The 19197-nt window shown below is 67.8% G+C and carries 18 protein-coding genes; 10 read left to right on the top strand and 8 right to left on the bottom strand.

Going from position 1 to position 19197, the window contains the following annotated elements:
* Positions 1–27: 27 nt before the first annotated feature.
* Complete coding sequence (locus AC5RUK_RS03770) at positions 28–1233, bottom strand: class I SAM-dependent methyltransferase (protein ID WP_494151415.1); 1206 nt, start codon at positions 1231–1233, stop codon at positions 28–30.
* Complete coding sequence (locus AC5RUK_RS03765) at positions 1226–1900, bottom strand: IMPACT family protein (RefSeq protein WP_494151414.1); 675 nt, start codon at positions 1898–1900, stop codon at positions 1226–1228. The genes AC5RUK_RS03770 and AC5RUK_RS03765 overlap by 8 nt, the downstream gene beginning before the upstream one ends.
* A 165-nt stretch (positions 1901–2065) precedes the next feature.
* Between AC5RUK_RS03765 and AC5RUK_RS03760 the strand changes: the two genes are divergently transcribed.
* Together AC5RUK_RS03760 and coaE are read left to right on the top strand one after the other, a co-directional pair.
* A complete protein-coding gene (locus AC5RUK_RS03760; protein ID WP_494108783.1) occupies positions 2066–2299 on the top strand; it encodes a DUF6480 family protein in 234 nt (77 codons plus the stop codon).
* 167 nt (positions 2300–2466) lie between these two features.
* Entirely contained in the window at positions 2467–3678 is a 1212-nt protein-coding gene (coaE, locus tag AC5RUK_RS03755; RefSeq protein ID WP_494151413.1) for a dephospho-CoA kinase, read from the top strand.
* A 12-nt stretch (positions 3679–3690) separates the two neighbouring features.
* Here coaE and AC5RUK_RS03750 read toward each other — a convergent pair whose 3' ends face one another.
* A complete protein-coding gene (locus AC5RUK_RS03750) occupies positions 3691–4524 on the bottom strand; it encodes a VOC family protein (RefSeq protein WP_494151412.1) in 834 nt (277 codons plus the stop codon).
* 163 nt (positions 4525–4687) lie between these two features.
* On the opposite strand from AC5RUK_RS03750, the gene uvrB reads away from it, so the two are divergent.
* The 4 genes from uvrB (at position 4688) to AC5RUK_RS03730 (ending at position 9989) form a co-directional block, all read left to right on the top strand.
* Entirely contained in the window at positions 4688–6784 is a 2097-nt protein-coding gene (gene uvrB, locus AC5RUK_RS03745) for an excinuclease ABC subunit UvrB (RefSeq protein WP_494151411.1), read from the top strand.
* Between the two features lie 260 nt (positions 6785–7044).
* Positions 7045–8178, top strand: coding sequence for a TerC family protein (locus tag AC5RUK_RS03740; protein WP_494151410.1), 1134 nt, complete (start codon positions 7045–7047; stop codon positions 8176–8178).
* 39 nt (positions 8179–8217) lie between these two features.
* The gene (locus AC5RUK_RS03735) at positions 8218–9549 is read left to right on the top strand and encodes an MFS transporter (RefSeq protein ID WP_494151409.1); all 1332 of its coding nucleotides are present in this window, start codon (positions 8218–8220) and stop codon (positions 9547–9549) included.
* Positions 9546–9989 (top strand): hypothetical protein, encoded by a 444-nt coding sequence (locus AC5RUK_RS03730; RefSeq protein ID WP_494151408.1) that lies wholly within the window; start codon positions 9546–9548, stop codon positions 9987–9989. Before AC5RUK_RS03735 ends, AC5RUK_RS03730 begins: the two co-directional genes overlap by 4 nt.
* 38 nt (positions 9990–10027) lie before the next feature.
* Here AC5RUK_RS03730 and AC5RUK_RS03725 read toward each other — a convergent pair whose 3' ends face one another.
* The 4 genes from AC5RUK_RS03725 to AC5RUK_RS03710 all read right to left on the bottom strand — a co-directional run bounded on the left by AC5RUK_RS03725 (position 10028) and on the right by AC5RUK_RS03710 (position 15707).
* The gene (locus AC5RUK_RS03725) at positions 10028–11287 is read right to left on the bottom strand and encodes an alpha/beta fold hydrolase (protein WP_494151536.1); all 1260 of its coding nucleotides are present in this window, start codon (positions 11285–11287) and stop codon (positions 10028–10030) included.
* Positions 11288–11325: 38 nt separating this feature from the next.
* The gene (locus tag AC5RUK_RS03720) at positions 11326–11820 is read right to left on the bottom strand and encodes a GNAT family N-acetyltransferase (RefSeq protein WP_494151407.1); all 495 of its coding nucleotides are present in this window, start codon (positions 11818–11820) and stop codon (positions 11326–11328) included.
* 29 nt (positions 11821–11849) lie between these two features.
* Positions 11850–13028 carry a zinc-dependent alcohol dehydrogenase gene (locus AC5RUK_RS03715; RefSeq protein WP_493987315.1) on the bottom strand — a complete coding sequence of 393 codons (1179 nt, stop codon included), beginning with the start codon at positions 13026–13028 and terminating at the stop codon, positions 11850–11852.
* 123 nt (positions 13029–13151) lie between these two features.
* Positions 13152–15707, bottom strand: a complete 2556-nt coding sequence (locus AC5RUK_RS03710; RefSeq protein WP_494151406.1) for a DEAD/DEAH box helicase — start codon at positions 15705–15707, stop codon at positions 13152–13154.
* A 90-nt stretch (positions 15708–15797) separates the two neighbouring features.
* Between AC5RUK_RS03710 and AC5RUK_RS03705 the strand changes: the two genes are divergently transcribed.
* Entirely contained in the window at positions 15798–16574 is a 777-nt protein-coding gene (locus tag AC5RUK_RS03705; protein ID WP_493987313.1) for a trans-aconitate 2-methyltransferase, read from the top strand.
* Between the two features lie 38 nt (positions 16575–16612).
* Here AC5RUK_RS03705 and AC5RUK_RS03700 read toward each other — a convergent pair whose 3' ends face one another.
* Positions 16613–17509 carry a glucose 1-dehydrogenase gene (locus AC5RUK_RS03700; RefSeq protein ID WP_494151405.1) on the bottom strand — a complete coding sequence of 299 codons (897 nt, stop codon included), beginning with the start codon at positions 17507–17509 and terminating at the stop codon, positions 16613–16615.
* Between the two features lie 300 nt (positions 17510–17809).
* On the opposite strand from AC5RUK_RS03700, the gene AC5RUK_RS03695 reads away from it, so the two are divergent.
* The 3 genes from AC5RUK_RS03695 to AC5RUK_RS03685 all read left to right on the top strand — a co-directional run bounded on the left by AC5RUK_RS03695 (position 17810) and on the right by AC5RUK_RS03685 (position 18979).
* Entirely contained in the window at positions 17810–18028 is a 219-nt protein-coding gene (locus AC5RUK_RS03695) for a CsbD family protein (RefSeq protein ID WP_493987311.1), read from the top strand.
* A 316-nt stretch (positions 18029–18344) separates the two neighbouring features.
* The gene (locus tag AC5RUK_RS03690) at positions 18345–18758 is read left to right on the top strand and encodes a CBS domain-containing protein (protein ID WP_493987310.1); all 414 of its coding nucleotides are present in this window, start codon (positions 18345–18347) and stop codon (positions 18756–18758) included.
* Positions 18759–18763: 5 nt separating this feature from the next.
* Positions 18764–18979 (top strand): hypothetical protein, encoded by a 216-nt coding sequence (locus AC5RUK_RS03685; protein WP_493987309.1) that lies wholly within the window; start codon positions 18764–18766, stop codon positions 18977–18979.
* Positions 18980–19197: the final 218 nt, after the last annotated feature.

Raw genomic sequence — 19197 nt, 5'->3', positions numbered from 1 at the left:
AGGGTACTGACGCCCGTGAGCTGTTCCTCAGGGCAGGGTACTGACGGTGACGGTGAACTTGGAGTTCCTCGCCACCTGCCGGGTGGGGCCCACCAGCCGGTTCAGCGCCGGCTTGTAGGCCAGGTGGCTGTTCCAGACGGTCCACAGCTCCCCGGCCGGTCCCAGCACCCGCCCGGCGTCGGCGAAGAGCTTCAGCGCGATGCCCGCGTGCACCGCGTTGCCGATGTGGAACGGCGGGTTGAGCACCACCAGCTGTTCGGATGCCGCCGGCAGCGAGGACAACGCATCGTCCCGGCGGACCTGCACGCGGACCGCCACGCCGTTGGCTTCCGCCGTGGCACGTGCCGACGCGACGGCGGAGGCCGACTGGTCGGTCGCCAGTACCCGCATTCCCGGGCGTGCAAGGGCCAGATAGGCGGCGATGGAACCGTTGCCGCAGCCGAGGTCGACGGCGCGGTCCGCCTGCCGGGCGCCCGCCAACAAGGGCAGCAGGAACCGGGTCCCGGGATCCAGCTTGGGCCCGCCGAAGGTGCCGCCGAAGGCAAGCAGCCGCAACGGAACCGGCAGGCCGACGTCGTGCTCTTCCGCCAGGGGAAAGCGCCCGCCCGACGCCGGCCGCGGACCGGTTGCCGTGAGCACGCGCGCTTTCTGCCGCGCCAGCCCCGCAGTCACGGAGGAGAAGGAGGCGCCGAGCACGGAGTTCATCGCCGTGGTCATGTGCTTCACGCGGCCGCCGGCCAGCATCGTGACGCCCGGCGAGGCGGCCGCCGCAATGCAGCCGGCAATCTCCTCCAGCGCATCGAGCGCGCGGGGCAGCTGCAGCAGCACGAGCCGTGCGCCGTCGAACGCCGCCGGTTCCAGCAGGAAATTCCGGTAGCCGGTCAGTCCCATCCGCGAGGCATTGTTGGCCAGGGCCCGCTCGGAACTGAGCGGGTCCTGGACCACGCGCATGCCGTGCTTGCCGGCTGCCGCGAGGGCCAGCGTCAGCGCCCCGTAGCGGTCGTTGACCACCGTGATGTGGCTTCCGTCCGCGCCGTCCAGCAGCGGCGCGGCGGTGTCCAGCAACAACCTGTCCGCCGCGTCGTAGGCGAAGAGGTTGTCCGCCTCCACATCCGGCCAACGCCGGAGCGCGGAAAAGTCGAACTCGGGCCGCTGCGGACCGGGGGGCGGCGCCTCCCGCCCGGAGCCCGCTGAGTTCGGCGCTTTGGGCGCAATTTCGTGATGCTCAGTCAAGGTCCACCCATTCCGTGCCGAGCGGTTCCGCGCCCGGGCCACCCGACGTCAGCGCGGCGAGCTGCTCCTCGAAGCGCGAGATGACTGCCGGCTGGTCGTCCATTGCCAGGTTGATCCGGACGCCGTCGGCTCCGTACTCACTGCCCAGCACCACGGTGCCCGCGGCCCGCAGCTCATTTTCCAAGCGTCCGGCGTCGGCGTGCGCGGCCGGCACCGCGAACAGGCGCATCCGGCGCCGCCGGAGAAGCGGCGCGGTCGCCACGGCCTGCGACACCGACTCCGAATAAGCCCGCACCAGTCCTCCGGCTCCGAGCAGGATTCCCCCGAAATAGCGTACGACGACGGCCGCGACGTCGCTGAGGTCTGTCACCCCGGGCGCCGTCTCGCGTTTGAGCAGGGCCTCCAGCATGGGGACCCCGGCAGTACCGGCGGGCTCGCCGTCGTCGTTCGAGCGCTGGACACTCCGGTCCGGGCCCAGCAGGAAGGCGCTGCAGTGGTGTCGGGCGTCGTGGAATTCGCGGCGCAGCTCCGCGACAAGGCCGCGGGCCTCTTCCTCCGTCTCCGACCGTCGCAGCACCGTGATGAACCGCGAGCGTTTGATCTCGATCGCATGCCGGTGCTCGCCGGCGACGGTGGTGTAGCTGCTGCTGGGGGACGGGGAAACCATAGGATCCAGCCTAGTGCGCCCGCCCGTGGTGGCCGGCTCCCGCGGATATGCAGGTCAGCACGGGCCGCCCGGGTCCCTTGTCCGGCGGCCCCGGACGTGCCTAGTCTGGGTGGCACAGGGCCGCGCCTGCTTCGGCGGCCGGAGAACGCAACGAACGGCGGAACCATGGCGAAGAACCAACCGGAATTCGACCCGCGCGTCCAGGGCGGAAAGGGCCACGGCGAGGCCACGCCCGGCGGCGGCGACGAAGGCCGGGTATCGGCCGACCAGGGCGACTCGGCCAACCCGGATCCCGAAAGCCAGAACATCACCGGACTGGAACCCGGCGGTGGCGTCCCGCCCGGAGAAACTCCGCCGGCCGAAGACCAGATGAGCGCAGACCAAGGGCACGACGAGTAGCGGGTCCAGGCCACACCTGACCGCCGGAGGCAGCACGACGGCGGCACGGCGCGGCCGGCCGCGGCCGATGTTGGGCACGCGTGGCGCGGGTCCGGTCCGGTCCGGCGCGGTTGACGCGGGACACGCTGTGGCGCGGTGACGGCCCGCGCGCTGGCTAGACTGAGGCCGTGCTCAGAATCGGACTCACCGGTGGCATCGCCGCCGGAAAATCGCTGGCTGCCCGGCGGCTGGCCGAGCTCGGCGCCACCCTGATCGACGCCGACGCCATCGCCCGGGAAGTGGTAGAGCCCGGCACCGACGGCTTGCGCGCCGTCGTCGACGCGTTCGGCCCCGGGATCCTCACCGCTGAAGGCAGGCTTGACCGACCGGCGCTCGGTGCCGTGGTCTTCAACGATCCCGCGCAACGCGAGCGACTGAATGCGATCGTGCATCCGCTGGTCCGCGCCAGCGCGGCGGCGCGGGTAGCCGCGGCAGGCGAGGGCGCCATCCTGGTCCAGGACATCCCGCTGCTGGTGGAAACCGGGCAGAGCCCCTCCTTCCACCTGGTCCTGGTGATCGACGCGCCCGAAGACGAGCGGCTGCGGCGCATGGTTGAGGACCGCGGCATGACCGAAGCCGACGCCCGCTCCCGCATGGCCGCCCAAGCCTCCCCGGCAGAACGCCGGGCCGCGGCCGACGTCGTGTTGGAGAACAACGGCACCCGGGAACAAGTGTTGGCCGCGCTGGACGCGCTCTGGGCGGAACGACTGGTGCCGTTTAACCAGAACCTGTTGGCCCGTCGGCTGGCTCCGCGCACCGGCCCGCCGGTCCTGCTCGACCCGCAGCCGCACTGGCCCGCGCAGGCAGCCCTGCTCGCGGAGCGGATCAGCCGCGCCGACCCGCGCATCCTTGCCGTCGATCACGTTGGTTCGACGGCCGTTCCGGGGCTGCCGGCCAAGGACGTGCTGGACCTGCAGGTTACCGTGCGCAGCCTGGACGACGCCGATTCCGCCGCGGACGCACTGGCCGCGGCCGGATTCCCGCGCTGGCCCGGTACCTGGCGCGACACCCCGAGACCGGAGCATCCGGAACCGGGGGACTGGCAGAAGCGACTGCACGGCAACGCCGACCCCGGTCGCGCGGTCAACGTCCACATCCGGGCGGCCGGCTCGCCGGGGTGGCGCTATGCCCTGCTGTTCCGGGACTGGCTGCGGGCCGACCCCGGCGCCGCCGCGGCGTATCTGGCCGAGAAACGGCGGCTCGCCGGCTTGCATGCCTCGGACGCTTCCACCGGCCGCTACGCCCGCGCGAAGGAAGACTGGTTCAGCCGGACGGCCGATCCGCAGATGAACCAGTGGGCCCGGGACACCGGGTGGAGGCCGCCGGCCGCCGGCAGCTAGCGCCTTCGCCTCTCACCCGAAGGCCGGTGCGAACTGGCTGGCGGTGAAGACGGCGCCAAACGGGTCCCGGATCACCGCATCCCGCGTCCAGTCGGTGTTGGTTTGGCCAAGCACCGTCCCGCCCAACCGTTCAGCGGCGGCGGCGGTCTCATCGCGATCGGCGACCGTGAACGCCACGTGCCAGTGTGCCGTCTCGCCGGGCTGCAGGGCGGTGAGCCACCCGATGGCATCCGCGAACCCCGGCGGGACGTTGATGCCCGATTGGCGCTCGTGGATGCCGGGGTCACTGGTCGCCTGCAGGTGGTCGCCGTAGCCGGGGACGCGAATCATGCTGCCGAAACCGACGTCGTCGAATTGCCAGCCGAAGACCTCGCCGTAGAAGGTTGAGGCTGCGGCGGGATCGCCGGCGTGCAGGTCGCTGAAATTCCACGCGCCCGGCATGTTGACTGCCTGGGCGCCCGGCCTGTCCCGGGCCTGCCAGAGTCGGAACGGAACGCCGGCCGGATCAGCACACAGCGTCGCGCGGCCGCCCTCACCGGCATCGGTCGGGCCGGAGAGCACTTGTCCGCCCGCAGAGCGGATCCTGTCCGCCGCCGCCTCCGAATCCACGACCGCTACGTACGTGTTCCAGGCGGGCGTTGCCCCAGCAGTGCCCTCGCCGAGACCGGCAACGTCCCGGCCGTCGAGCTTGGCAATTACATAGCGCGGGGATACACCCGGTGGAGTAGCCTCGGCGAAGGTCCAGCCAAGGAGCCCGCCGTAGAAGTCCTTGGACGCCTCAACATCACGGTGTTCGACGTCAATCCACGACGTCACGCCCTCGGGATAGGTCCGCACCGGGTCCATGGGGTGCCTTCCGTTCGTCGTCGCTGCACCCACAGATGTAGCGCACGCAGCGGTACCGGGCAATGCTCACCGGGCAATGGCGCCTCGGCCAATCCCCTGCGGGGGTTAGGCCCAGAGCGATTCCGGACCCACGCTGACCGCAATCGGGTCTACCGTTAACGGCATGAGTCTTGCGCAGGACATCAACCGCGTTGTGGCGCCCTTCGAGGTCGTCAGTGAATTCCAGCCTGCCGGCGACCAGCCAGCGGCGATCAAGGAGCTGACCGAACGGATCCAGGCCGGGGAGAAGGACGTGGTGCTGCTCGGCGCCACCGGCACCGGCAAGTCCGCCACCACCGCCTGGCTCGTGGAACAGGTCCAGCGGCCCACCCTGGTGATGGTGCAGAACAAAACTCTGGCCGCCCAGCTGGCCAACGAGTTCCGTGAGCTGCTGCCGAACAATGCCGTGGAGTACTTCGTTTCCTACTACGACTACTACCAGCCGGAAGCCTACGTGGCACAGACGGATACTTTCATTGAGAAGGACTCCTCCATCAACGAGGAAGTCGAACGTTTGCGCCACTCTGCCACCAACGCGCTGCTGACCCGGCGCGACGTCATCGTGGTCGCCACCGTGTCCTGCATCTACGGTCTGGGCACGCCGGAGGAATACATCGCGGGCATGGTCACGCTCCGTAAGGGCGCCGAAATGAACCGGGACGACATGCTGCGCCGGTTCGTGGCCATGCAATACGCCCGCAACGACGTCGACTTCCACCGGGGCACCTTCCGGGTCCGCGGCGATACCGTGGAAATCATTCCGATGTACGAGGAACTGGCCGTCCGGATCGAGTTCTTCGGCGACGAGATCGAGCAGATCCAGACGCTGCATCCGGTCACCGGGGAGATCATCCGCGAGGAGACGGAAATGTACGTCTTCCCGGCGTCGCACTATGTGGCCGGCGAGGACCGGATGAGCCGGGCGGTCAGGGACATCGAGGACGAGCTGCGCGACCGGCTGCAGGTGCTCGAGTCGCAGAACAAGCTGGTGGAAGCACAGCGGCTGCGGATGCGCACCACCTATGACCTGGAAATGATGCAGCAGATGGGGTTCTGCAACGGCATCGAGAACTACTCGCGGCATATCGACGGCCGCGGTCCGGGCACGGCGCCGCACTGCCTGCTGGACTACTTCCCGGACGATTTCCTGTTGGTGATCGACGAATCGCACGTCACCGTGCCGCAGATTGGCGCGATGTACGAGGGCGACATGTCCCGCAAGCGCAACCTGGTGGACTACGGTTTCCGGCTGCCGTCCGCGATGGACAACCGGCCGCTGAAGTGGGACGAGTTCCTGGAACGGATCGGGCAGACGGTCTACCTTTCGGCCACGCCGGGCAAGTACGAGCTGTCCAAGTCCGACGGCTATGTCCAGCAGATTATCCGGCCCACGGGCCTGGTGGATCCCGAGGTCATCGTCAAGCCGACCAAGGGCCAGATCGACGACCTGCTGGGCGAGATCAACGCGCGGGTGGAGCGGAACGAACGCGTCCTGGTCACCACGCTGACCAAGCGGATGGCCGAGGACCTGACCGATTACCTCAATGAGCACGGTGTGAAGGTCCAGTACCTGCACTCGGACGTGGACACGCTGCGCCGCGTGGAACTGCTCCGTGAACTGCGGATGGGCACCTTCGACGTCCTGGTGGGCATCAACCTGCTGCGCGAGGGCCTGGACCTGCCCGAAGTCTCACTAGTGGCCATCCTGGATGCGGACAAGGAAGGCTTCCTGCGCAGCAGCACCTCGCTGATCCAGACCATCGGCCGTGCCGCCCGCAACGTCTCCGGCCAGGTGCACATGTACGCGGACAAGATCACGGACTCGATGGCCAACGCGATCGAGGAAACCAACCGGCGCCGTGAGATCCAGGTGGCGCACAACAAGAAGCACGGCGTGGACCCGCAGCCGCTGCGCAAGCGGATCGCGGACATCACCGACCAGCTGGCCCGCGAAGACGCCGACACCCAGCAGCTGCTGAAAGACTTCGACTACGGCAAGGGCAAGCGAGGGATTTCCGCGGCCGTGTCGAAGGACAAGATCCGCCGCGACGGGCTGGCCGCGGCACCGGCCGAAGACCTGGGCGAGCTGATCGCCCAGATGACGGAGCAGATGCACGCCGCCGCGGCGGAGCTGCAGTTTGAGCTGGCTGCCCGGCTGCGCGACGAGGTCTCGGACCTGAAGAAGGACCTGCGGCAGATGCGCGCCGCGGGCCACGCCTAAGCCCTCGGCGGCTGCCGCACCGGTTTCCGGCGGGGCAGATGACGACGGCGGTGCGCACCCGCCGTCGTCAGGCGCACCTGCGCTACACTTGACCGAGCGTAGGGGAGTATCCCGAACACTGTGGACGTCAACACGCGGGGCATCGACGCCCCGCCGGGCGCAGTGGCCTGGCCGCAGAGCGGCAGGCGGAGAGACTTGCGGCGAACACTCGCACCCGCGCACCGCACACGCGCGGCATCTTCTGTGAAAGGCAAGGTTCCGTGTCGGACCAATTATCGCTGCCCTTTGAGGTCATTTCCTTCGTGGTTCTGGGCGCCATCCTGCTGTTCGACCTGCTGTACGTGGTCAAGCGGCCGCACGAGCCGTCCATGAAGGAAGCCGGCCTCTGGGTCGGTTTTTACGTCACCCTGGCGCTGATCTTCGCGGGCATGCTGTTCTGGCAGGCCGGCCCCGACTACGGCCAGGAATTCCTGGCGGGCTGGATCACCGAGTACAGCCTCAGCGTCGACAACCTGTTCGTCTTCATCATCATCATGGCCAGGTTCTCCGTGCCGAGGAAGTACCAGCAGGAAGTGCTGATGTTCGGCATCATCATCGCGCTGATCCTGCGGGGCATCTTCATCCTGCTGGGCGCGACGCTGATCGCCCAGTTCAGCTGGGTGTTCTACATCTTCGGCGCGTTCCTGCTCTGGACCGCCTGGAAGCAGGCAACAGACTCGGGCGAGGACGAGGAAGAAGGCTCCGAGTCCGGGCTGATTTCCCGGCTGACCAAGAAGCTGCCGGTCAGCGAGCACTACGACGGCAACAAGCTGCGCACCACGGTTGACGGCAAGCGCCTCTTCACCCCCATGGTCATCGTTTTCATCACCATCGGCATGACTGACCTGCTGTTCGCGGTTGACTCCATCCCGGCGATCTTCGGGCTCACCCAGAGCGCGTTCATCGTTTTCACGGCGAACATCTTCGCGCTGATGGGCCTGCGCCAGCTGTACTTCCTGCTGGGCGGCCTGATGGACCGCCTGGTCTACCTCAAGCACGGGCTGTCGATCATCCTGGCCTTCATTGGCGTGAAGCTGATCTTCCACGCGCTGCACGAGAACGAGGTGCCGTTCATCAACGGCGGCCAGCATGTCGAGTGGATCCCCGTGATCACCACCCAGCTGTCGCTCGGCGTGATCATCGGGACCCTGGTGGTCGCCACGGTGGCCAGCCTGCTCAGCCCGGCCGGCCGTCAGGCAGCCATCGATGCGAGGCTGGCAAAGGACGCCGAACGCGCCAGGGCGGCAAACAGCGAGTCGGACGCCGAGCCAGCCCAGTCGGATGCCGGGCCCGCCCGGTCGGATGCCGGGCCCGTCCAGTCGGCCGCCGAGCGCGCGAAGTCCGACACCGAGTAACGGCGGTTCAACCGGTTGCAGGTCGACTAGGATCGGCGTGTGACCCGGCAACCAGACGCGGCGCTGAACGCAGACCCTCGCACGAGGGCCGTTCAGCGCCGCGTCGTTGTTTCCCTGTCCCTGGCCCAGCTGTTCAGCGGCTTGGGCCACGGCGCGGGGCTGGCCATCGGCTCGCTGCTGGCCGTGGAGCTCACCGGCAGCGAGGCGCTGGCAGGAACGTCCACGATGGCGATAGCCCTGGCCGGCGCGCTGGCGGCGCTGCCTTTGGCCGGTGTCGCCGCCCGTTCCGGACGCCGGAGGGCGCTGGTCACCGGTCTGCTGCTGGCCCTGCTGGGTTCGGCGTTGATGGCGCTGGCACCGGTCACCGGATCCTTTGCGGTGCTGCTGGCGGGCTCCGCCCTCTTGGGGGTCGGCAACGCGGCTAATCTGCAGGCCCATTTTGCGGCGGTGGACCTGGCCGTGCCACAGCATCGCGGCCGGGATCTGGCCTTCGTGGTTTGGTCCATCACGGTCGGTGCCGTGGCCGGACCCAACCTGATCCGCCCGGGCGCCGAGTTGGGCGCCGCGCTCGGGCTGCCGGAATCGTCCGGGCCGTTCCTCTTCTCGATGGCAGGCATGGCCATCGGCGCTGCGCTGCTGCTGGTGGGCCTGCGGCCGGACCCATTGGGCTATGCGCGTTCACGCGGCGGCGGGGAAGCCCTGCCGGTCAACCGCCGCGGGACCCTGCGAACGGGCCTGGCAGCGGTCCGGCACCATCCCACGGCCGCGCTCGGATTGGCGGCCGTGGTGGGCGCCCAGTTGGTGATGGTTGCGGTCATGTCCATGACGCCCGTGCACCTGCAGGCGCTGGACCATGCCGGCGGGCACCAGCACAGCCAGACAGACACGTTCGCCATCATCGGCTTCACCATCTCGCTGCATCTGGCCGGCATGTACGCACTTTCGCCGCTGATGGGCTGGCTGACCGACCGGCTGGGACGCACCCGAACCATCGTGGCCGGGCAGGTGGTCCTCCTGGCCGCGACGGCGCTGGCCGGGTTGGGTCAGCAGGACACGTGGCTGGTGGGTGCCGGACTGGTGTTGCTGGGCCTGGGGTGGTCGGCCTCGGTGATTGCCGGCTCCACGCTGTTGGCCGAGTCGGTGCCGGAGTCCGGTCGCGTGCCGGCACAGGGCCTGTCCGACACGCTCATGGGTGCCGCGGGGGCCCTGGGCGCGGCTTTGTCGGGCCCGCTGCTGGCCGCCCTGGGGTTCGCCGGCCTGAACGCGGCGGCCGCCGTCGTTGCCGTCGTCATATTGCTGGCACCGGCTTTTGCCGCCCGCAGCGGGGGCGTCCCGGCAGGAGTTGGTTCCGGCGACAGGAGCCCATCGTGAGCCACCGGCAGGTCGTGCTCGCAGTGACCGCGGTGTCGATCCTCCTGTCGGGCTGCGGCTACGAGGGTGTCCCTGCATCCTTCGGTGCCGTAGAAACGGGTCCGGGGGACGAGATCCTGCTGGTGAACCCCGACAGCGGTCGGGAGAACTTCGAGATGGAGGCCGGCTTCGAGGGAACCCTCGAGCTGTCGGCGGAGAATTGCGTCATCGGTATGGACACGTCGGGTCGTGAGATCATGCTGGTGTTTCCGGCCGACGCCACCTTCAGTCAGGGGCCGGAACTCCTGACCGTGGAAGTCGAAGGCCGGTCTTTGGCGATCGGAGAAACGGTATTCTTTGGCGGGGGAACCCTCCGACAGGAACAACTCGACCGTCTCTCTGAGAGCGTGCCGGAGGGATGCCTTCGGAACGAAAACTTCTACGTACAGACCATCGGGTAGAGCGTTCCGGCGCATCGCCGAGGCTTGAGGGAAGGCAGCTAGCCCCCCCGGACCATGCCGAGCAGGCGCTGGAAGACGGCCTCGCCGTCGTCGGCAATGCCGTCATGATGGAACTCACCGGTTTCCCAGACCTGGAGCCCCTTCACCTGCGCGGCCGTTTCCAGCGACAGGCCGCGCTCCACGTAGATATCGTCGCGGTACACGGCAGCGGCGGCGGGCACGTCGTTCCCGGCCAGCCGGTCGGGGTCGTAGAGGGCCGGCCAGTCGGACTTCGCCGCCAGCAGTTCCGCAACCTCGCGCAGCGGCACCAGCGCCGGATCCTGCTCGAAGTACCAGGGATAGACCATCTCGCCGGTCAGCAGCGGCTCGGCCGCCTCCGGGGCGAACTGCGGGAAGTCGCGGAGTACGCGCCACGCCGCCCAGCCGGTCGCTGCGCCCTGGGCATAGATGGATTCGTGCATCAGGGCATAGAGCGGGTTGGCAGCACGGCTCACGAGTGCGGCGACCTGCTCCAGGAAAGAATCCGAGAGCCGCTGGCCGGACGGGGTCGGGACGAAGGCGTCCTCCAGCAGGTAGTGCAGGGCGTCGATCCGGGTGTTGCCGCCCAGATACGACCCGGCCATCTGGAACCGGCCGGTGGTCAGCCGCTCGCCGGACGGCAGGTACTCGGGCACCGATTCCAAGTGTCGTGCGACGGCGGTAACCTGGGCCCGGTCTTCCGGGTAGCGGGCGAAGTATTCGCGGTTGCGTGCTTCCACCCGGGGAAAGGTGGCCCGGTAGACCCGGTCGGCTCCTTCGGCCAGCGGGGCCAGGCCGCCGGTGATCAGCACTTCCCGCAACCCCTCGGGTGCGAGGGAGAGGTAGGTGAGCGCACAGAAGCCGCCGTAGCTCTGTCCGAAGATGCTCCATGGTCCGCTGCCGAGTTCCTGCCGAATCAGCTCGGCGTCGCGCACGATCGAATCCGCACGGAAATGTGCCAGATAGGCCGCCTGCGCCGCGGCGTCGCCACGCAACGGCAACGTCTGCCGGTTCACGGGGGAGGAGAGGCCGGTGCCGCGCTGGTCCAGCATCAGGATGCGGAAGGTCTTGGCCGCCTCCTTCATCCAGCCGGCAAACGACGTCACCCGGTTGCCCCGGCCGCCGGGCCCGCCCTGCAGGAACAGCAGCCACGGCAGCCGCGCCGCCGCGGCGTCGTCGTGTTCCAGGGAGGAATACTCACGGGCGAAGATTTCCACGGTCTCGCCGTCCGGGTCCGCGTGGTCGAGCGGGACGTCGAAGAAATACCCGGCCGTCCTCATGCCACGGCTGCGGTGTGTGCCGGTCACCCGGTGTCCCGTCACGCGTGCACCTTGGCCGCTCCCGAGCCGAACGACGCGAGGGCGTCGCCGGCCAGCCGGAACGTTGACCATTCCTCCTGCGGCCGGGCGCCGAGGCTGCGGTAGAAGTCGATGGACGGGCGGTTCCAGTTCAGTACCGCCCATTCCACCCGGGCGTACCCGGACGCCACCGCGTGGCTGGCCAACGTCTGCAGCAGGGCCTTGCCGTACCCCCGTCCGCGGGCCTCGGGCCGGACGTACAGGTCCTCCAAATAGATGCCGTGGACGCCCTCCCACGTGGAGAAGTTCCGGAACCAGAGAGCGAAGCCCTGCACACCGCCGTCGTCTTCGGCGACATGCGCGAAGACGGACGGCTGAGCAGAAAACAGGGCGTCTTGCAGCTGTTCCGGCGTGGTCTTGACCGCGTCCGGTTCCTTCTCGTACACCGCCAGATCGCGGATCAGCTCGAGGATGACGGGGACATCGGCTTCGTCGGCCGGGCGTATCACAGACATGACAAAAGCCTAGCGTCCCGGAGCAGGCGCTACGGCTTGAGCACCACCTTGATGCAGCCGTCGTCCTTCTTCTGGAATTTCTCGTACATCGCCGGCGCGTCGTCCAGCGGGGCCGTATGCGTGACCAGGTCGCCGACGCCGAGGGGATCTGCCGGGTCGCCCGCCAGCGGCAGCACGTCGTCGATCCAGCGCCGGACGTTGCACTGGCCCATCCGCAGCGTGACCTGCTTGTCGAAGAGCGTGAGCATCGGCATGGGGTCGGCTTGGCCGGCGTAGACGCCGGACAGCGAGATGGTGCCGCCGCGGGCCACGGCGTCGATCGCGGCGTGCAGGACGGACAGCCGGTCCAGGCCTGCGGTCGACATCAGCTTTTTGGCCACGGGGTCGGGCAGGAGTCCGACGGCGAACTGTGCGGTGGCCGCAGCCGTCGCGCCGTGCGCTTCCATGCCGACGGCGTCGACCACCGACTCCGGCCCGCGGCCCTGGGTCGCGTCACGCAGTTCGTCGACGATCTTTGGGCCCCACTTCAGGGTCTCGATGCCGTGCCGGCGGGCCATTTCCAGCCGCTCCGGGACAAGGTCGACACCTATGACGCGGTGGCCCAGATGCCGGCCGATGCGGGCGGCAAACTGGCCGACCGGCCCGAGCCCGAAGACCGCCAGCGTGCCTCCGTCGGGAACCTGGGCATAGGCCACCGCCTGCCAGGCGGTCGGGAGGATGTCGGAGAGGAACAGGTATTGCTCGTCGGGCGCCTGGCTGTCCTCGATCTTGATGGGACCGTAGTCCGCGTGGGGGACGCGCAGGAACTCGGCCTGCCCGCCCGGAACAGAGCCGTAGAGCTCCGTGTAGCCGAACAATGCAGCGCCTGAACCCTTGTCCTTGACCTGCGTGGTTTCGCACTGCGATTGCAGGCCCCGGCTGCACATATGGCAGCGCCCGCATGCGATATTGAAGGGAACCACCACCCGGTCGCCGGGCTTGAGCCCCGGCACGGCGCTGCCGGTCTCCTCGACGATCCCCATCGGTTCATGGCCCAGGACGTCGCCGGGTGACAGGAACGGGCCAAACAGCTCGTAGAGGTGCAGATCGGACCCGCAAATGGCGGTGGAGGTGACCCTGATGATGGCGTCGGTCGGTTCCCGCAGGACCGGGTCCGGAACCTGCTCGACGCTCAGCTTCCGTTTGCCTTGCCAGGTCAGTGCTTTCACAATCGTCTCCCTGTCGCGTCGCCGGGGGAGCACACCCTGCGCCCCGCGGAAGGTAAGTGTGCTTATTACCCTAGGGACGCTGCCAACCGCCTGCAAGCGGGCCCGAGCCCGGCAGCTCCGCGATCAGGCCGAGCGGCCGGCCGGTCCGACGTCGAGAACCCGGACCGCGGCAGCTCCCGTCTCATTGCTGGCGGCGAGGTCCACTTCGGCGCTGATGCCCCAGTCCCGGTTTCCGGCCGGGTCATCGAAGATCTGCCGCACCTTCCAGACCGCCGGCTGCTCCTCGATGATCAGCAGCGCCGGTCCGCGCGCATCGGGCCCGATGCCGATGTCGTCGTACTCCTCAAAGTAGGCGTCCATGGCGTCCGCCCAGCGGTCGGCGTCCCAGCCCGCATCGGCGTCCAGTGCACCCAGGTCCTCTTCCTGCTCGTCGGCGAACAACTCGACCCGGCGGAACAGCTCGTTGCGCACCATGACGCGGAAGGCCCGAATGTTGTCCGTCAGCTTGGGCGGCTCCTGCGTGAACACCGACTCGGCGGCGTGATCGGCCGCCAGATCCGCCGCGCCCTTGCCCGCGGCGAGTTCTTCCCATTCGTCCAGCAGGCTCGAGTCGACCTGCCGCACCAGCTCACCCAGCCAGGCGATGATGTCGGCCAGGTCCTCGCGCAGGGCCTCGGCCGGCACGGTCTGCCGCAGCGCCTTGTAGCCGTCGGTCAGATAGCGGAGCACTATGCCCTCGCTGCGGGCCAGCCCGTAGAACTGCACGAATTCGCCGAAATTCATCGCCCGTTCGTACATGTCACGGATTACCGACTTCGGGGCAAGTTCAAAGTCGCCCAGCCAGGGCGCACCGTGCCGGTAGGTCTCGAAGGCGGCCTCGAGCAGCTCGGCCAGCGGCTGCGGGTAGGTCACCTCGTCCAGCAGCGCCATCCGCTGGTCGTATTCGATGCCGTCGGCCTTCATCGCGGCCACCGCTTCGCCGCGGGCCTTCTTCTCCTGCGCGGACAGGATCTGGCGGGGCTTCTCCAGCGTGGCCTCGATGATTGAGACCACGTCCAGTGCGTAGCCGCCGTCCTCGGGATCCAGCAGGTCCAGACTGGCCACGGCGAACGGGGAAAGGGGCTGGTTCAGCGCGAAATTCGGCTGCAGGTCCACCTTCAGCCGGACGAGGTGCCCGTTCTCATCCGGTGCGTCCATGCGTTCCACCAGGCCGGAGACCACCAGCTCCCGGTAAATGCCCAGTGCCTTCTTGATCAGCTTCAGCTGCGAGGCGCGTGTTTCGTGGTTGCGTGTCAGCAGCCGCTTGGCGGCGGCGAACGGGTCCCCCGGGCGCTCCAGGATGTTCAGCAGCATCGCGTGGCTGATGGTGAAGCTGGACGTCAGGGGTTCGGGGTCGCTCTCCACCAGCTTGTGGAAGGTCGGTTCACCCCAGCTCACGAAACCCGTCGGCGGCTTCTTTTTCGCCACTTGGCGAAGTTTTTTCTGGTCGTCGCCGAACTTGGCCACCGCCTTGGCCATCGCCTTCGTGTTCTCCACCACGTGTTCCGGGGCCTGCACGACGACGGTGCCCGCCGTGTCGTACCCGGCCCGCCCCGCGCGGCCGGCGATCTGATGGAACTCGCGCGCATTGAGCAGCCGGGTGCGCACGCCGTCGTACTTGCTCAAGGCGGTCAGCAGCACGGTGCGGATGGGCACGTTGATGCCCACACCCAGCGTGTCCGTGCCGCAGATGACCTTCAGCAGCCCGGCCTGGGCCAACTGCTCCACCAGCCGGCGGTACTTGGGCAGCATGCCCGCGTGGTGGACACCTATGCCGTGCCGGACCAGACGGTTGAGGGTCTTGCCGAAGCCTGCCGCGAACCGGAAACCCGAGATCAGTTCGGCAATGCGGTCCTTCTCCTCCCGGGTGCAGACGTTGATGCTCATGAGATTCTGGGCGCGCTCAATGGCTTCCAACTGGCTGAAGTGCACCACATAGACGGGAACCTGCCTGGTGGAGAGCAGTTCCTCCAGCGACTCCTGCACGCTGGTCTGCACATAGTAGTAATGCAGCGGGATGGGACGCTCCGCCGAGCTCACGGTGACCGTCGTCCTGTCCGTGAGGTCGGTGAGCTCCTTCTCGAACCGGGTCACGTCGCCCAGCGTCGCGGACATCAGCAGGAACTGCGCCTGCGGCAGTTCCAGCAGCGGCACCTGCCAGGCCCAACCGCGCTGCGGATCGGAGTAGTAGTGGAACTCGTCCATGACCACCGTGCCGAGGTCCGCGGCGGAGCCTTCGCGCAGCGCGATGTTGGCCAGGATCTCGGCGGTGCAGCAGATGATCGGCGCATCCTGGTTGACCGCCGAGTCGCCGGTGACCATGCCGACGTTCTCCGGTCCGAAGATGTCGCACAGGGCGAAGAACTTTTCCGACACGAGCGCCTTGATGGGTGCCGTGTAATAGCTGACGGACCCGGTGGACATGGCGTGGAAATGGGCGGCGATCGCGACCATCGACTTCCCCGACCCGGTGGGGGTGGCCAAGATGACGTTGTTGCCGGTGGCCAGCTCCATGACGGCTTCGTCCTGGGCGGGGTAGAGCGACATCCCACGGGATTCGACCCACTCGATGAACCGGGTGTAGACGTCGTCGGGATTTGAGGCAGTGCCGGTGTCCGGCAGGAGCTGGAGGAGATTCATGTTCTTCCCAGCTTAGGCGGTGGCGTCCCCGCGCCATGCGGGCACCCATAATCCTCTGACGTGGCGGGGGTGTGGCGTAACGTACTGCCCATGCACTGGGACCCGCACAAGTATGTGGAATTCGCCGACTACCGCGACCGGCCGTTCTTCGACCTGACCGGACGGATCGCTGCCGTCGATCCCGCCGTGGTGGTGGATCTGGGCTGCGGTCCCGGCGGCCTGACGGCGGCGCTCGCCGAACGCTGGCCCGGCGCCAGCGTCACCGGAGTGGACAGCTCACCCGAGATGATCCGGCAGGCGCAGCAACGGCACACATCGGCCACGCTGAAGTTCGTCGCCGGGGATCTCCGTACCTGGACGCCTCCGGCAGGCCTGGATGTACTGGTGTCCAACGCCGCGCTGCAGTGGGTGCCCGGGCACCAGGACATCATGCGTTCCTGGCTGCGCGCCCTGAAGCCCGGCGCCTGGCTCGCCGTGCAGGTTCCGGGGAACTTTGCCGCTCCGTCGCATGCGCTCATGCGGGCGCTCGCCGGCTCACCGCGATGGCAGCGCCGGCTGGACGGGGTGCTCCGCCACGAGGACGCCGTGTCCGAGCCACAGGACTATTTCGAGCTGCTCTCGGACGAAGGCTGTGAAGCCGACGTCTGGGAAACGACCTACCAGCAATTGCTCCACGGCGCGGACCCGGTGCTGGAATGGGTCAGGGGAACCGGCCTGCGCCCCGTCCTGGCCGCCCTCCCGGCGGCAGAAGCGGCCAAGTTCGAAGCCGAGTACGCCACGCTGCTGCGCGACGCCTACCCGGCCGGCGAACACGGGACCCTGTTCGGATTCCGGCGGATTTTCGCGGTGGGGCGCAAGCTCGGCTGAACCCGTCCTCCGGTGGCGGACGGTGGACGGACCCGGCCTCAGGGCGTGGGAGTCCCGCCGTTGACGTTCAGCGTCTCGCCGGAAACGTAGCTCGACTCCGGAGAGGCCAGGAAGACGTAGGCCGGGGCCAGTTCGGTAGGCTGCCCCGCGCGGCCCAGCGGCACATTCTTGCCGAACTCCGGCAGTTTGTCCTTCGGCTGGCCGGCGCTGACCTGCAACGGGGTCCAGAACGGGCCGGGGGCCACCGCGTTGACGCGGATGCCGCGGCTGGCCAGCTGCTGGGCGAGGCCCTTGGTGAAGTTGTTGATGGCGGCCTTGGTGGAGGCATAGTCGAGCAGGACCGGCGAGGGGTTGTAGGCCTGGACGGACGTGGTGTTAATGATCGTCGAGCCCGGCGGCATGTGTGGCACCGCGGCCTTGGTGATCCAAAACATGGCAAAAACATTCGTGCGGAACGTGTCCTCGAACTGTTCGTCGCTGATGTCTTCGATCTTCTCGACGGCGATCTGGCGCCCTGCGTTGTTGACCAGGACGTCCAGCCCGCCCAGCTGTTCGACGGCCTGGGCGACGAGTTCGCGGGAAGCGGCGGCGTCTGAAATGTCACCCGGCAGCAGTACAGCCTTGCGCCCTTCCTTCTCGACCACCGCAGCGATGTGCTGTGCGTCGGACTCCTCGGCGGGCAGGTAGGACAGGGCGACGTCTGCTCCTTCCCGGGCAAAGCCGACGGCCACGGCGGCGCCGATGCCGGAGTCGGCCCCGGTGATCAGTGCCTTGCGGCCGGTCAGCCTGCCGGTGCCGCGGTACGACTGTTCGCCGCGGTCCGTCTGCGGCTCCAGGTCTTTGTCCAGCCCGGGCTCCGGTTGGCTCTGCTTGGGCGGCGAGATGCTGGGAAAACGGTCAACGGGATTCTGGAAGGTGTACTGATCCGACGTCATGTCTGGCTCCCTTCTTGCGGCCGCATCGAGGGCCCCGCCGGCACCCTTGGTGCTGCGCTCGATGGAAGGCGGGGCCGGGGCGGCCTGGCATGGTCAGTTTGCTGATCGTGGTGCCACCCTACGCTGTCGTGCATCGGTCGTACAGCCAGCGGTTGCCGGCCCTCCTCCGTGAGGATCCGGAGCGAGAGGTGCGCGCGGCCGGCGAACCGCCCCTAAGGTCAGCAAGCTTTCTACTTGGGCCGCGGCGGGGTAATCTGGGGCTGGACCTGTAGGAAAACCTGAACCGAAAGAGGTGCTGATATGGGTATGGGCGACAAGTTCGATGCTGCGAAGGACAAGGTGACCGGCAAGGTCAACGAAGCCGTCGGCGAGGCGAGGGATGACAAGTCCCAGCAGCTGAAGGGCAAGGGCCAGCAGGTCGAGGGCGGGGCCAAGGACAAGATCGCCGATGCCAAGGCCCACCTGAACGAGGACGCCGACCGCGTTGCCGACGACACCGAAGGCGGCGGCAGGCGCTAAGCCGGTTCTTTTGTCGCAGATCCCCCGTGGGCCACTGGTTCACGGGGGATCTGCCGGTTAAAGCGGTGTGCTGCGACTACGCAGGTTCCCGATGATGGCGTGTTTCGGGGGCGGAACTTCCAAGGCATGGCTCCGACCGGCAATCGAGGGGATGGGACAGGAATTTCGGGCCCGCGCCGGGGGAGGCTCGGCCGCCCTTCAATTCCCACGCAGCCTGTGGTAACTGTAAGTAACCTTATAAATCAGCTTGGCGTGCTCGTCCCTCTGGCTGGACGGTGCGCGAAGCGGCTCGAACTACCTGAAGGGACTGATATCCGTGACTACCGCAAGGGAAATCATGACCGGTGGTGTTGAATGCATCGGAGAGAACGAGACGCTGGAGCTGGCGGCCCAAAAAATGCGGGACCTCGACGTCGGGTCGTTGCCCATCTGCGGTGAGGACAACAGGCTCAAAGGCATGGTCACGGACCGGGACATTGTGGTGAAGTGCCTGGCCGACGGACGGGATCCGCGCTCGATCAAAGCGGGTGAGCTGGGCCAGGGCAAGCCGGTGACCATCGGCGCCGATGACAGTATCGAAGAGGCCATCAGAACCATGCAGGACCATCAGGTGCGCCGGCTGCCGGTCATCGACGGACACGACCTGGTCGGAATTGTCAGCCAGGCCGATGTCGCCCGCAACTACCCGGAAGACCGCGTGGGTGAACTGGTCGAGTTCATCTCGTACTGATCCGGGTGGCCATCATGTCGGAGCAGTTGCCGGAGGCGTATGCCAAGTACCTGGCAGGATGTGAGCCAACCCAGGCCGACGCCATCCTGCCGGTGCTGAAGCAATCGGCCGCGGACGGCGAGCGCGGTGTGCTGGTGCGGTTCCTCCCCAACGAAGTGCAAGCCATGGCGACCGAGGAGGTCCCGTTCGGAACGATCCGGGAAGAACGCTACGACGAATAATCCGCCTGCCCGCCGGTGGACGGAGGCCCGGGGTGCCGAGCGCATCCCGGGCTGCAGCCTGTCAAGACCCAGGCGTAAAATTAACCGAGCCGGAGCGATATTTTGGTGATTCGTTGCCGGAGTGGGGAAGCACTTGTAAGCTCGCAGCAGTTGGAGCCGAAACGGCTCTCGGGCTATCTGGAGGCTGCGCATGGACAGGTTCGATGCCGGTCGGGACG

It is taken from the genome of Arthrobacter sp. Y3223065 (assembly GCF_059090885.1).
This window is presented reverse-complemented; position numbering and strand designations above follow the sequence as displayed.